Source organism: Novosphingobium sp. (assembly GCF_020852455.1).
Taxonomy (GTDB): Bacteria; Pseudomonadota; Alphaproteobacteria; order Sphingomonadales; family Sphingomonadaceae; genus Novosphingobium.
In genome coordinates, this window is sequence record NZ_JADZAT010000015.1 from 204618 (window position 1) to 218581 (window position 13964).

Annotated in this window: 15 protein-coding genes; 6 read left to right on the forward strand and 9 right to left on the reverse strand. The window is 63.8% G+C overall.

Annotated elements, in window-relative coordinates; translation table 11 throughout:
* Window positions 1-3: 3 nt before the first annotated feature.
* Window positions 4-570: a TetR/AcrR family transcriptional regulator gene (locus IT549_RS08560; RefSeq protein ID WP_292971979.1), complete on the reverse strand. Its 567-nt coding sequence runs from the start codon at window positions 568-570 to the stop codon at window positions 4-6.
* 44 nt (window positions 571-614) lie between these two features.
* Here IT549_RS08560 and IT549_RS08565 point away from each other — a divergent pair, with 44 nt between their 5' ends.
* From IT549_RS08565 to IT549_RS08590, 6 genes are all read left to right on the forward strand, one after another.
* Window positions 615-2048 carry a carotenoid oxygenase family protein gene (locus IT549_RS08565; protein WP_292971982.1) on the forward strand — a complete coding sequence of 478 codons (1434 nt, stop codon included), beginning with the start codon at window positions 615-617 and terminating at the stop codon, window positions 2046-2048.
* Window positions 2049-2052: 4 nt separating this feature from the next.
* A complete protein-coding gene (locus tag IT549_RS08570) occupies window positions 2053-2667 on the forward strand; it encodes an NAD(P)H-dependent oxidoreductase (protein ID WP_292971984.1) in 615 nt (204 codons plus the stop codon).
* 58 nt (window positions 2668-2725) lie between these two features.
* The gene (locus IT549_RS08575; protein WP_292971986.1) at window positions 2726-3145 is read left to right on the forward strand and encodes a hypothetical protein; all 420 of its coding nucleotides are present in this window, start codon (window positions 2726-2728) and stop codon (window positions 3143-3145) included.
* Window positions 3146-3155: 10 nt separating this feature from the next.
* On the forward strand, window positions 3156-4286 hold the full coding sequence (tgt, locus tag IT549_RS08580) for a tRNA guanosine(34) transglycosylase Tgt (RefSeq protein ID WP_292971989.1): 1131 nt from the start codon (window positions 3156-3158) through the stop codon (window positions 4284-4286).
* A gap of 76 nt (window positions 4287-4362) precedes the next feature.
* Window positions 4363-6360, forward strand: coding sequence for a S9 family peptidase (locus IT549_RS08585; RefSeq protein ID WP_292971991.1), 1998 nt, complete (start codon window positions 4363-4365; stop codon window positions 6358-6360).
* A gap of 166 nt (window positions 6361-6526) precedes the next feature.
* Entirely contained in the window at window positions 6527-8392 is a 1866-nt protein-coding gene (locus tag IT549_RS08590) for an ABC-F family ATP-binding cassette domain-containing protein (RefSeq protein WP_292971994.1), read from the forward strand.
* On the opposite strand, the gene IT549_RS08595 is transcribed toward IT549_RS08590, so the two are convergent.
* The 8 genes from IT549_RS08595 to rpiB form a co-directional block, all read right to left on the reverse strand.
* Window positions 8389-9060 (reverse strand): nitroreductase, encoded by a 672-nt coding sequence (locus IT549_RS08595; protein ID WP_292971996.1) that lies wholly within the window; start codon window positions 9058-9060, stop codon window positions 8389-8391. The genes IT549_RS08590 and IT549_RS08595 overlap by 4 nt on opposite strands.
* Window positions 9061-9131: 71 nt before the next feature.
* Entirely contained in the window at window positions 9132-9290 is a 159-nt protein-coding gene (locus IT549_RS08600; protein ID WP_292972000.1) for a hypothetical protein, read from the reverse strand.
* A gap of 123 nt (window positions 9291-9413) precedes the next feature.
* On the reverse strand, window positions 9414-10028 hold the full coding sequence (rpsD, locus tag IT549_RS08605; RefSeq protein WP_292972002.1) for a 30S ribosomal protein S4: 615 nt from the start codon (window positions 10026-10028) through the stop codon (window positions 9414-9416).
* Between the two features lie 154 nt (window positions 10029-10182).
* Entirely contained in the window at window positions 10183-11280 is a 1098-nt protein-coding gene (locus IT549_RS08610) for a TrmJ/YjtD family RNA methyltransferase (RefSeq protein WP_292972118.1), read from the reverse strand.
* Window positions 11281-11385: 105 nt separating this feature from the next.
* On the reverse strand, window positions 11386-11847 hold the full coding sequence (gene nrdR / locus IT549_RS08615) for a transcriptional regulator NrdR (RefSeq protein WP_292972005.1): 462 nt from the start codon (window positions 11845-11847) through the stop codon (window positions 11386-11388).
* Window positions 11848-12048, reverse strand: coding sequence for a hypothetical protein (locus IT549_RS08620; RefSeq protein WP_292972007.1), 201 nt, complete (start codon window positions 12046-12048; stop codon window positions 11848-11850).
* 1 nt (window position 12049) lies between these two features.
* Window positions 12050-13345: a serine hydroxymethyltransferase gene (gene glyA / locus IT549_RS08625; protein WP_292972009.1), complete on the reverse strand. Its 1296-nt coding sequence runs from the start codon at window positions 13343-13345 to the stop codon at window positions 12050-12052.
* A 14-nt stretch (window positions 13346-13359) separates the two neighbouring features.
* Window positions 13360-13797, reverse strand: coding sequence for a ribose 5-phosphate isomerase B (rpiB, locus tag IT549_RS08630; protein ID WP_292972012.1), 438 nt, complete (start codon window positions 13795-13797; stop codon window positions 13360-13362).
* Window positions 13798-13964: the final 167 nt, after the last annotated feature.

A 13964-nucleotide genomic window follows, 5' to 3' on the forward strand; every position in this document is an offset into this window, starting at 1 on the left:
CAGCTAGCCCTTGAACAGCGTCCTGACGTCGATCACCTGGTCGATCAGGGCATCGTCGGCCGGCAGCTGGCCTTCGAGCATCAGCATGGCAAGGCCGTGAACCACGGCCCAGGCCTGGATCATGAAACGCTGGACCGCGGCTTCGTCCCTGGCGAAGCCTTCGGCATAGCCGCGCAGCAGCCGGGCCGCGTCGTTGTTGCCGAACACCGTCTGGCCGACTTCGCGGCATTGCCCGAAGACCAGCTTGAACAGCGCCGGGTTGGCCAGCGCCCAGCGGACATAGGCGCGCCCGGTGGCGGCAAAGGCATCGCCCGATTCGGCGGTCTGGGCGGCCTGCTGCTGCCAGGCGGCCATCTGTTCGATCCCGGCATTGGCCAGCGCGCTCAGCAAGGCATCCTTGTCGGGGAAGTGGCGATAGACGGCGGTGGGCGAAACACCCACCTCACGCGCCAACTGGCGCAGCGAAAGCTCGCCGATGTCCTGTTCCTCCAGCGCCTTGAGCCCCGCCGCCAGCAGGGCCGCGCGCAGATCGCCGTGGTGATACGATTTCGATGTTGACACTGTTACCATCGCGCTTATGTTTACAGCAGAAACATTAAGGGGAGATTCGCAAGATGGCAAGTGCAGTCGAAAATGCGATCCGCGGCGTGGTCACCAAGGGGCTGACCACCGTTGCCAAGGTCAACCGCGCGCTCAAGGATCAGGACCGCGCGCATCCGTTCCTCACCGGCATCCACGCGCCGCTGCATGATGAACGCACGATCACCGACCTCAAGGTGACCGGCACGATCCCGGCCGAACTCAATGGCCGCTATGTCCGCAACGGGCCGAACCCGTTCAATCCCGATCCGCGCGGCCACCACTGGTTCATCGGCGATGGCATGGTCCACGGCGTGCGGCTGCAGGACGGCAAGGCGCTGTGGTATCGCAACCGCTATATCCGTTCGATGGACCTGGAAGAGAAGGGCGGGCCCAAGGCCGCGCCGGGCCCGCGCCGTGGGCGCCGCGATCTGGTCAACACCAATGTCATCCAGCACAACGGCAAGACCCTGGCGATCGTCGAGGCGGGGTCCTTCCCGGCCGAACTGGACGAGAACCTGGAAACTGTCGCCTACACCGATTTCGGCGGCACGCTGACCGCACCGTTCAGCGCCCACCCGCACGAGGACCCGCTGACCGGGGAACTTCACGCGATCGTCTATGACGGGATGACGCAGGACACCGTCTGGCACGTGGTCGTTTCGAAGGATGGCAAGGTTGTCCGCGAAGAGCCGATTCCGGTGCAGGATGGCCCGTCGATCCACGAATGCACGATCACGAAGAACTATGTCGTAGTGTTCGACCTGCCGGTAACCTTCTCGATGAAGGCGCTGATTTCGGGCCAGCAGTTCCCCTATTCGTGGAACCCCGATCACAAGGCCCGGATCGGGCTGATGCCGCGCACCGGCACGGCTGAGCAGATCATCTGGTGCGATGTCGATCCCTGCTATGTCTTCCACGTCGCCAACAGCTTTGAGCGCGAGGACGGGGTGGTGATCATCGACAGCTCGGTCCACGAAACCATGTTCGCCGGCGGGCCCGACGGCCCCAATGGCAAGCCGCTGGGGATGGAGCGCTGGGAAGTCGATCCGGTCGCACGCAAGGTCAAGCGGATCACCGTGGACAGCGCGCCGCAGGAATTCCACCGCCCGGATGAACGCTATTTCGGCCAGCCCTATCGCTATGCCTGGTCGCTGGGACTGCCCGGTGCCGACAGCGCCTTCGTGGGCAATGCACCGATCTATCGCTATGACATGCAGACTGGTGAGCGTCAGGCGCACGACTTTGGCCCGGGCCGGGTCCCCGGCGAATTCGTCTTCGTGCCGCGCAGCAAGGATGCGCCTGAGGGCGATGGCTGGGTGATGGGCTATGTGATCGATACCCAGGCCGATACCACCGATCTGGTGATCCTTGACGCCAGCGACATGGCTGCGCCGCCGATCGCCAGCGTACATATTCCGCACCGGATCCCGCCGGGCTTCCACGGCAACTGGCTGGCGGACGCCTGAGGCGATGCGCTGCCTGATCCTGGACGGGCACCCGGACGGGGGCCGCCTGCTGACGCATCTGCTTGATGCCTATGCGGCGGCCCTGCCGGCCGGAACCGAAGTGGAGCGGATCGCGGTACGCGACCTGGCCTTCGATCCCAACCTGCGCCGCGGCTATGCCAAAGCCCAGCCGCTTGAGCCCGATCTCCAGCGCCTGATGACTGCGCTTGACGCCTGCGACCATCTGGTGATCGGCTTTCCGATGTGGTGGGGGGCAGAGCCGGGCATGCTCAAGGGCCTGATTGACCGGGTGCTGCTGCCCGGCTGGGCGTTCCAGTACCACCGCGACGATCCGATGTGGGACCGGCTGCTGGCCGGACGCTCGGCCGACTTGGTGGTCACCATGGATACTCCGCCGTGGTACCTGCGGCTGGCCTATGGCGATGCAGTGATCAAACGCTGGACCCGCCAGGTGCTGGGCTTCGTCGGCTTCAAGCCGGTGCGGGTGTTTCGCTTTGGCCCGACCCGCAAGGGCGGGGCAGAGAAGGGCCTGCCGGGCTGGACCGCCAGCCTGCACAAAGCTGCCGGCAGCGCCGCCGCACTTAATCGCGCCGCCAAGCTTCCCGCGCCTTTGACCTGAAACAAGGATCGCTTCCGCCCGCCCGGTCATGTAGGCTGAGATAAGCACGGAGGATGCGATGGACCGGCAGAAGCATGCGGCGATCGAGGCCGGGCTGGAACGTGCGGCGGAAGCACTGGGTGATGTGACCCAGCCGGTGATCGACCTGTTCTATCAGCGCTTCCCCGATGCCAAGGCCAGCTTTGCCCACCATTCGCCGGGCAAGCCCGAAAGCCTCGAAGCCGAAATGGTCGGCAATGCGCTCTACTACGTGATGTGCTGGTACGAAAATCCAGTCGAGGCGCGGATCGCCTTTGACTCATCGGTGCCGCACCACCGCGTTGCGCTGGGCGTGCCGCCAGACTGGTATCGCGGCTTTATCGAGACGTTCCTCGACGTGGTCGAACCGGCGGCCGCTCCGGTCGGTGAAGAGGCGCAGGCCTGGGCCGAACTGCGCGAGGCGCTGGTGGGGCTGGTCGAACGCAACCGTTTCCTCTAGCGGCAGGGGCATGAGTGCCCCGCGCTTCGAATTTTCCGTCCACGCCACCGATGGCAAGGCCCGCACCGGCTTGATCCGCATGCAGCGCGGAGAGATTCGCACGCCTGCCTTCATGCCGGTCGGCACCGCCGCCACGGTCAAGGCGATGAAGCCCGAAACTGTCCGCGCGACCGGCGCCGATATCCTGCTGGGCAACACCTATCACCTGATGCTGCGCCCCGGCGCAGAGCGGGTGGCGAAGCTGGGCGGGTTGCACCGGTTCATGAACTGGGATCGCCCGATCCTGACCGACAGCGGCGGTTATCAGGTGATGAGTCTGTCTGATCTGCGCAAGATCACCGAGGATGGGGTGACTTTCAAAAGTCATCTCGACGGCAGCCGCCACTTGCTGACCCCCGAACGCTCGATGGAAATCCAGCGCCTGCTGGGCAGCGATATCGTGATGGCGTTTGACGAATGCCCGCGCGCCGATGCCCCGCGCGAGGTGATCGAGAAGTCGATGCGGATGAGCATGCGCTGGGCCGCGCGCAGCCGCGCCGGGTTCGATAGCGGCGAAGAGCACGCCAGCCGCGCCGCGCTGTTCGGGATACAACAGGGCGCGCTTGATGAAGCGCTGCGCCGCGAAAGCGCCGAGGCGCTGCGCGAGATCGGCTTCGATGGCTATGCGATCGGCGGCCTGGCGGTGGGCGAGGGGCAGGAGGCGATGTTCGCCACGCTCGACTTCGCGCCCGACATGCTGCCGCCTGACCGTCCGCGCTACCTGATGGGGGTAGGCAAGCCCGACGACCTGGTCGGCGCGGTCGAGCGCGGGGTCGACATGTTCGATTGCGTGCTGCCCAGCCGCTCGGGCCGCAACGGGCAGGGCTTCACCTGGCACGGCCCGGTCAACCTGCGCAACGCCCGCCATGCCGAGGATCCGGCCCCGCTCGACGCGCGCTGCCCCTGCGATGCCTGCACCAAATACAGCCGCGCCTACCTTCACCACCTGATCAAGAGCGGCGAAATCCTGGGCGCGATGCTGCTGACCGAGCATAACCTGACCTTTTATCAGCAGTTGATGGCTTTTATTCGCGCGGCGATTGCCGATGAGCGGTATAGTAGCTTCGCGGCAGAATTCCGGCGCGAATATCTGGGGCGCTAGATTTAGCTTCAATTCGGGCCAAGTATTTCTTGAAATCATTGGGCAATGAGCCAGTATCGCCGCAAGGAGTTGCCCGATGCGAATGCTTGCCGCTGTTTCATTGCTTGCCCTGCTGTGTGCCTCTGCTGGTTCGGCACAGGGCCCTTCTATCCCGGCGACCCAATTGGCCGAACGGTTTGGGGCATTGCAGTCGATCCAGCAAATCAGCCTTTCACCTGACGGAACGAAACTGGCGTTCATTGCGCCGGCTGCGGAAATGCAGGTTCTGATGATCGCGGATCTGGCCAAGGGCGGGATGCCCAAGCCGATCCTGAAGGGTGACCGGCTGCAGGGCTATCTCAACTGGTGCGGCTGGGCCAGCGATACCCGCCTGATTTGCAACGTGCGGGCCATTCGCAAGGATGCTGATGGCTTGTCCAGCTGGTCGCGGCTCCAGGCGATCAACGCCGATGGTACGCAGATCGCCCAGTTGACCAAGGATACCACCAGCAAATCGATGGGCAGCATCTATTATGGTGGCGGTGTGATCGATTGGGACATTCCCGGAAAGCCGGGGCACGTCCTGATGACTCAGGCCTATGTCCCCGACAAGTCGATGGGAACCAATATCCATAGTGACAAGTTTGGCATTGGGGTTGATCTGGTCGATACCGCCTCGATGCGCCGCAGTCCGGTGGAAAGTCCGCGGCGTGACGCCGTTGCTTACATTTCGGATGGACACGGTACGGTACGGGTGTTCGGAACCCAGGGGGCCAGTGGAAACGGCTACCTGCGGGACAAGGCAAAGTACTTCTATCGCAAGCCCGGTTCGAGGGAGTGGCTACCACTTTCCACGGTCACAATGGATTCGCAGACCGCAAGCGGCTTTGACCCCTATGCAGTCGATTTCGCTTCAAATCGCGTGTTCGGTTTCGACGACAACAATGGCCGCAAGGCACTGTTCGGGATTGCGCTGGATGGGTCCAACCAGCGCAGCCTCGTGCTGGGTCGACCGGATGTCGATATTGATAGCCTGATCACGATCGGACGCGACAATCGCGTCGTCGGCGCGAGCTATGCGACAGATAGACGCCAGGCGGAGTATTTCGATCCTACGCTGAAAGCTCTTGTCGCGGCGTTAAGCAAGGTGCTGCCAGGCCGGCCTGCGGTCGATATCATTGATGCCAATGCAGGTGAAAGCAAGCTGCTCATCCTGGCATCCAGCGACACCAATCCAGGGGTGTTCTACCTCTATGACAAGACGACCAAGTCGCTTGAAGAGGTCCTGCCGATGCGCAATGAATTGATCGGGGTTGCGCTTGCGCCAATGAAACCGGTTACCTTCACCGCTGGCGACGGGACTCAGGTTCCAGCCTACCTGACCCTCCCGCCGGGAAGTTCGGGCAAGAATCTGCCGGCGATCGTGATGCCGCACGGAGGGCCCAGCGCCCGCGACGAATGGGGCTTCGACTGGCTCGTGCAGTATTTTGCCGCGCGCGGCTATGCGGTGCTGCAACCCAATTATCGCGGATCGGCAGGCTATGGCGCAGACTGGTATCGCGACAACGGTTTCAAGTCATGGCGGGTAGCCATTGGTGACATCAACGATGCCGGGCACTGGTTGGTCCAGCAAGGCATCGCCCAGCCTGGAAAGCTGGGTATCGTAGGGTGGTCATATGGTGGTTATGCCGCGTTGCAAAGCCAGGTGCTTGATCCAGAATTGTTTAAGGCGGTGATCGCGATCGCTCCGGTGACCGATCTGGAACGCCTGCGGCAGGACGCTGTTCAGTTCGCTGACTATACCCTTGAGAGCAAGTTTATCGGCACCGGCCCGCATATTCGTGAAGGTTCGCCGGCTCAGAATGTTGAACGCTTCAAATCACCGGTGCTGATTTTCCATGGTGACTATGACCAGAACGTCGCTGTCGGGCAATCTCGCCTGATGGTGGAAAAGCTCAAAGGCAAAGGCAAGTCGGTGACCTATGTCGAGTTTCCCGAGCTCAACCACCAATTGCCCAGTCCGGCTGCACGCAAGCGCTTGCTGACGGACTCCGACCAGTTCCTGCGCCGGGCCTTTGGATTGCCTGCAGATTGACAGGTGGTGAGGGCCCAAGTCAGCCAGCGTGACCCAGGCGGCGTTTTGCCTTCCGATTTCCCGATCAGGCAAAGGTTTGTTCAAGCTACTGGCCGGATGAGGCTCGGCAGGATTCCCCACAGCGACATTTGGTCTTGTCCCGCAACCCTGCTAGGGGCGCGGCGCGATGTTTACGATCAATTCAGTCACCGTGCGGCTTGGCGGACGGACCATCATCGATGGCGCTTCGGCCACCATCCCGCCCGGCGGCCGGGTTGGGCTGATCGGGCGCAATGGCGCCGGAAAATCGACACTGATGAAAGTGCTGGTCGGCCAGCTTGAGCCCGATGACGGATCGGTTGACATGCCCAGGCGCACCCGGCTGGGTTATATCGCGCAGGAAGCGCCAAGCGGACAGACTACCCCGTTCGAAGCCGTGCTGGCTGCCGATGCAGAGCGGACCGCGCTGCTTGAAGAGGCCGAGCATTGCGTCGATCCCGACCGGCTTGGCGATGTGCACGAACGCCTGCTGGCGATCGATGCCTATTCCGCGCCCTCGCGCGCGGCGATCATCCTGACCGGGCTGGGCTTTGACGAGGAGATGCAGGCCCGCCCGCTCGACAGTTTCTCGGGTGGGTGGAAGATGCGGGTGGCGCTGGCGGCGCTGCTGTTCTCGGCGCCGGACGTGCTGCTGCTCGACGAACCTTCGAACCACCTCGATCTTGAATCGACGCTGTGGCTGGAGAACTTCCTCAAGGCCTATCCCGGCACCTTGCTGGTGATCAGCCACGAGCGCGACCTGCTCAACAACGTGGTCGATTCGATCCTTCACCTGCAGGGCGGCAAGCTGGCGCTCTATCCCGGCAACTATGATTCCTTCGAAACCCAGCGCGCCGAACGCGCCGCCCAGCTGGCAGCGGCCAAGGCATCGCAGGATGCCCAGCGCGCCCGGCTGCAGGACTATGTCGCGCGCAATTCGGCCCGCGCCTCCACCGCCAAACAGGCCCAGTCGCGCGCCAAGATGCTGGCCAAGATGCAGCCGATCGCCGCGCTGATGGAGGATCCCAGCCTCAGCTTCGAATTCCCCAGCCCGAAGGAAATGCGGCCGCCACTGATCACGCTGGATCTGGCCGCGGTGGGCTATGACGAAACGCCGATCCTGCGGCGGCTCAACCTGCGGATTGATCCGGACGACCGGATCGCGCTGCTGGGCCGCAACGGCAATGGCAAGACCACGCTGGCCCGGCTGCTGGCGGCCCAGCTGCCGACGCTGGATGGCTCGATGCGGGCCTCGGGCCAGATGACGGTTGGCTATTTCACCCAGTACCAGGTGGAGGAACTGGCCGGCGGCGATACTCCGCTTGAGCACATGACCCGGGCCATGCCAGGGGCCGCGCCGGGCGCGGTGCGGGGGCAGCTGGGGCGGTTCGGCTTTTCCGGGAACCGGGCGACCACCAAGGTCGGATCGCTTTCGGGCGGTGAACGCGCGCGGCTGGCACTGGCGCTGATCACCCGCGATGCGCCCAACCTTCTGATCCTTGACGAACCGACCAACCACCTCGACGTCGATGCGCGTGAGGCGCTGGTCCAGGCGCTCAACGACTTCGACGGGGCGGTGATCCTGATCAGCCATGACCGCCACATGGTTGAACTGACTGCCGACCGGCTGGTGCTGGTCGATAACGGCACTGCCAGTGACTATGCCGGGTCGATGGAGGATTACATCGACTTCGTGCTGGGACGGAACCAGCCGAAGGGCGATGCGAGGGCCAAGCCCGAAAAGCAGGACCGCAAGGCTGCGGCCGAGGCCCGTGAACTGGCGCGCAAGACCGCCAGGGAAGTGGCCGATGCCGAGGCGGTCATGGCTCGCCTGCAAAAGCAGATATCAGCGATCGACCAGGCGATGTTCGCGCCTGACAGCGCCGCGAAGGAACTGCGCGACCTGACGATGGGCGAACTGTCCCGCCGTCGCGGCGCGATCGAGAAAGAGCTCGAAGCGGCCGAGCAGCAGTGGCTGGAGGCGAGCGAGCGGCTGGAAAGCCAGGCGGCCTAGAACCCGACGAACCGCGCCGCTTCATCCACGCCCTTGCGCTCGCTGACCACGGCGTTGGCGGGAAAGCTGTCATCGGGCCAGCCAAGCGCCACGGCCTTCATGATCACCTGATCATCCGGAATCCCGGCGTGTTCGCGCACCACCGGGCTTTGCATGATCCCCTGGCTGTTGATCACACAGCCAAGCCCGCGCGACCATGCGGCGTTGACGAGGGCTGTGGTTACCGCTCCGCAATCGAAGGCGGTATCGTCGCTGTCGGCCAGTTCCTTGTCATAGGTAATGATCACGCAGACCGGCGCGTCGAACTGGCGGAATCCGCGCAGCACCCAGTCGAGCCGGGCATCCTTGTCGTCGCGGGCGATGCCCATGGCAGAGAACAGCTGCTTGGCAACGCCGATCTGGCGCTCGCGGTGGACGCCTTCGAAGGCGTGCCCGGTGCGGAATTCGCGGCTGTGGGGAACGCCGGCCAGGTTGCGTTCGGTGTTGCCGGCGCGGATCCGGTCGAGCGGCTCGCCGGTGATGACATGGAAATGCCAGGGCTGGGTGTTCATCGAGCTGGGCGCGCGCATCGCCAGGGTCAGCACATCCTCGATCAGTTCGCGCGGCACCGGCTTGTCGAGGTAGCCGCGGATTGAGCGGCGGCCCATGATCACATCATCGAATTGCATGCATTCCCCCAGCTTGGTTGCGAGAATGACTAGCAAATTAAGCGGACGATTAAAGCCCCTTCTTGGATCGCTCAGCGGGTTTCCAGCCGGGTGCCCAGATAGGCCTGGAACAGGCCGGTGCGCCGTTCAAGGAACCCGGCCCCGATCCCGGCGGCCTGGCGCTGGGCCTGGCTGAGTTCGGGGTACCATTTGCCGCTGCGGTGCGGGGTTACAAACCGGAACTGGGGCATCGGCCACCTCCTGCCGGCAGGATCGCAGGCGCGGGTGAAGCGAAGGCAAAGGAACAGCACCAACGAAAAAGGGCGGCCCCATCCGGGAACCGCCCTAATTCGTGTGTAACGCCTGGCCGAAGCTTAGCGCGAGTAGAATTCGACCACCAGGTTCGGTTCCATCTTCACCGGGTAGGGCACTTCATCCAGCGTGGGCACGCGGACGAAGGTCGCCTTGTCGGTGCCGTCGGGCGACACGTAGTCGGGAATTTCACGCTCAGGCAGGCTCTGCGCTTCGGCGATCAGGGCCATTTCCTTGGCCTTCTTGCCGAGGCTGATCACGTCGCCCGGACGCACGCGGCGGCTGGCGATGTTGCACTTCACGCCGTTCACATAGATGTGACCGTGCGATACGACCTGACGGGCCGAGAAGATGGTCGGCGCGAACTTGCAGCGATAGACCACCATGTCGAGACGCTGTTCGAGCAGGCCGATCAGGTTCTGACCGGTATCGCCCTTCATCTTCGACGCTTCCTGGTAGGTGCGCTTGAACTGCTTTTCGGTGACGTCGCCGTAGTAGCCCTTGAGCTTCTGCTTGGCGCGCAGCTGGATACCGAAGTCCGACAGCTTGCCCTTGCGGCGCTGGCCGTGCTGACCGGGGCCATACGAGCGGCGGTTGACCGAGCTCTTGGGACGGCCCCAGATGTTTTCGCCCATGCGGCGATCGATTTTGTACTTCGACGAATTGCGCTTCGACATGGCGCGTTCGATCCTTCAATTTGCATGCCGCACCCAGTGTGCAGCTTCTGGTCCGGAACCGCACCATTCCGCCAGTTACGGAATGCGAGCCAGGCTTCACCGGAGTGCCCGCTCAATTGCGAAGGCGCGCCTATTGCTGCGGCGCGGCAAAATGTCAAGTCTTTCGCGGTCCTTTGCGCAGCGCGGAGAGCACCCCGCGCATGGTCCGTACCTCCAGGTGGTTCCAGCCTGGCTTGGTCAGCATGTTGCGCAGCGTCAGCCGGGTCGCGGCGGCGCGGGCCTGGGGGCGGTAATAGCCGGTCGGCTCCAGCATGGTTTCCAGCTGGGCGATCATCCCTTCCAGTTCTTCCTGCGGGGCCGGGGGCAGCAGTTCCTCGACGGTCGGTTGCGCCAGCGCGGCATGTTTGGACCATTCATAGGCCAGCAGGATCACCGCCTGGGCGAGGTTCAGCGAGCCGAATTCCGGATTGATCGGCACAGTCACGATCGCACGGGCGAGGGCGACATCCTCGGTCTCCAGCCCGGATCGTTCGGGCCCGAAGACATAGGCTGAGCGGCCCACTTCGCGGTGCACTGCCTGGGCGGCCTGTTCGGGCGTCAGCACCGGCTTGGACACCCCGCGCTTGCGCACCGTGGTGGCATAGACATGCGCGCAATCGGCCACCGCGTCGGCCAGCGTTTCGAACACCTGGGCGTGCTCCAGCACCACGTCAGCCCCGGCCGCCGCCGGCCCGGCGCTGGGATTGGGCCAGCCATCGCGCGGGGTCACCAGCCGCAATTCGGTCAGCCCGAAATTGAGCATCGCCCGCGCCGCCTTGCCGATGTTCTCGCCCAGTTGCGGGCGAACGAGGACTATGACGGGTTTGCGTCTGGATCCAATCAGCCGTTGCTTCGTGTCTTCCATCAATCCCCGTTCGTCCTGAGGAGGCGATGAGACTGAGCTTGTCGAAGGCTCATCGCCGTCTCGAAGGACATTGGCGCGGCTCGCGAGCTCGCTGACCCGATCCCAATCGCCGGCGATCAGCGCTTCTTTCTTCTTGCGTGACCACCCTTTGAGCTGCCGTTCAGCAGACAAGGCTTCGTAGCGCGACGGAAACGTATCGCTCCATACCAGCTCGACCGGCAGGCGCGTAGCCGTGTAGCCAGGGATCAACCCGGATTGGTGCTGCGGAATTCGGTTTTCCAGATCGTCGGTATGGCCGACATAATAGGTCCCGTCGGAGCAACGCAGCATGTAAGTGTAGAATGGCAAGCTCATGATGTGGCGCGGGGTCCTTCGAGACGCGAATTGGCCTTCGACAAGCTCAGTCCAATTCGCTCCTCAGACGAACCGGATTGGATGGACTGGTCAAGTGCATCAACCCTTGCCCGCATCACGCACCGTGCTGGCGAATTCCTCAAAGTCCCGGGCCTCGGTGAAATCGCGATAGACGCTGGCGAAGCGGATATAGGCGACGGTATCCAGCCCGCGCAGGCCTTCCATCACCATTTCTCCGATCGATTTCGCGGCCACCTCGCTGTCGCCCAGCGTTTCGATCTGGCGCTGCACGCCCGAAACCAGCTGGTCGAGCCGTTCCTGCGCCACCCCGCGCTTGCGGCAGGCGAGGGCGACTGACTGGTCGAGCTTGGTCCGGTCGAAGGCCTCGCGGGTGCCGTCGCTTTTCACCACGGTAACCTCGCGCAATTGCACGCGTTCGAAGGTGGTGAAGCGCGCGCCGCAGCTGTCGCACTGGCGGCGGCGGCGGATCGCGGTGTTGTCCTCGGTCGGCCGCGAATCCTTTACCTGGCTGTCATCGTGAGCACAGAAGGGGCAACGCACTTACGGGCGCAGCCTCTTGTAGAACATCGCACCAGCCCCGATTACCAAACCGGCCACCGGCGAAAGCAGCGGCAGCAGCACTCCGGCCACGGCCCCGGCTGCGGCCCCGACCAGCACCGGCTTGGTCGAAGGGTGGCGCATGCCCTGCTTGGCCATGCCGCTCAGTTCGGCCTTGGCGTCCTGCATGATGTCATTGCTCATCTTACAACTCCGGATAGATCGGGAACCGCGCGCACAGTTCCTCGACACGGGCGCGGACGCGTTCTTCAACCTGTCCATCGCCCTCTTCGCCATTGCGCGACAGGCCTTCTACCACTTCCGCGATCAGAGCGCCAACCTGGCGGAACTCGTCCTCGCCAAAGCCGCGGGTGGTGCCCGCCGGGGTGCCCAGGCGCACGCCCGAAGTGACGAAAGGCGAACGGGTATCATAGGGGATGCCGTTCTTGTTGCAGGTGAGATAGGCCCGGTCGAGGCCCTTTTCGGCGGCCTTGCCGGTGACGTTCTTGGCGGTCAGGTCAACCAGCATCAGGTGGTTGTCGGTTCCGCCCGAAACAATCCGCAGGCCGTTCTCGGTCAGGCTCGCGGCCAGCGCGCGGGCATTGGCGACGACCTGCGCGGCATAGGCCTTGAATTCGGGCTTGAGCGCTTCACCAAAGGCCACCGCCTTGGCCGCAACCACGTGCATCAGCGGGCCGCCCTGCAGGCCCGGAAAGACCGCCATGTTGAGCTTTTTGGCCAGATCCTCGTCGTTGGTCAGGATCACGCCAGAACGGGGGCCGCGCAGGCTCTTGTGGGTGGTGGTGGTGACCACATGGGCATGGGGGAAGGGCGAAGGGTGCGCGCCGCCGGCAACCAGGCCCGAGAAGTGGCTCATATCGACCAGCAGCCAGGCGCCCACTTCATCGGCAATCTCGCGGAACCGCTTGAAGTCCCAGACCCGCGAATAGGCGGTGCCGCCGGCGATGATCAGCTTGGGCTTGTGCTCATGGGCCAGGCGCGCAACCTCGTCCATGTCGAGAAGTTCGTCGTCCTGGCGCACGCCATAGGGGATCGGATTGAACCACTTGCCGCTCATGTTGACGGGGCTGCCGTGGGTCAGGTGCCCACCGGCGTTGAGGTTGAGACCCATGAAGCTGTCACCCGGCTGCAGCAGCGCCAGGAACACCGCCTGGTTCATTTGGCTGCCCGAATTGGGCTGGACGTTGGCGAACAGGCAGCCGAACAGCTGCTTTGCACGCTCGATCGCCAGGTTTTCGACCACGTCGGCATATTCGCAGCCGCCGTAATAGCGCTTGCCCGGATAGCCTTCGGCGTACTTGTTGGTGAAGACCGAGCCGGTGGCTTCGAGCACGGCCAGGCTGGTGATGTTTTCCGATGCGATCAGCTCGATCTTGCGCTGCTGGCGCGACAACTCGCTGCGGATCGCGGCGTGGATCTCGGGATCGACTTCGGGAAGGTGCGCGGTGAAGAAACCGGCGGAACGGACGGCCTGGGTCATCTGGGGCGATACTTTCAGCAGGGAGGGTGGGAAAGCTTGTCGACGCGGGGGCCATGGCGGCCGCCGCCGAATTCGGTCGAAAGGAAGGCGTCGAGGCAGGCTCTGGCCATGTCCTCGCCGGTCAGCCGTGCGCCCATGGCGATCACGTTGGCATCGTTGTGTTCACGCGCCAGTGCGGCCGACAGCGGTTCGGACACCAGCGCACAGCGGCAGGCGGGGTTGCGGTTGACCGCAATCGAAATGCCGATACCGGAACCGCACAGCGCCACGCCGCGCTCTGCCGTACCATCGGCGACCACTGCGGCCAGCTTGTAGCCATAGTCGGGATAGTCCACCCGGTCGGCGGTTTCCGGGCCAAGGTCGGCCACTTCGTGCCCCAGTTCGATCAGGTATTCGCGCAGTGCGGCCTTCAGATCGACGGCGGCATGGTCGGAAGCAATCGCGATGCGCATGGCTGGCGGCCTGTCCCCAGGGTGTGAATCGATGCGCTCCTTTAAGGGGCCAGGCCGGTCAAGACCAGCCCAAGCCCGGAATGGTCAGGGTTATTTTTGCTAATCCTGTGTGCAACCGCGCTTTCCGCGCCGATTTGACAATGGCGAGGCGAGCAAGCAGCCTGCAC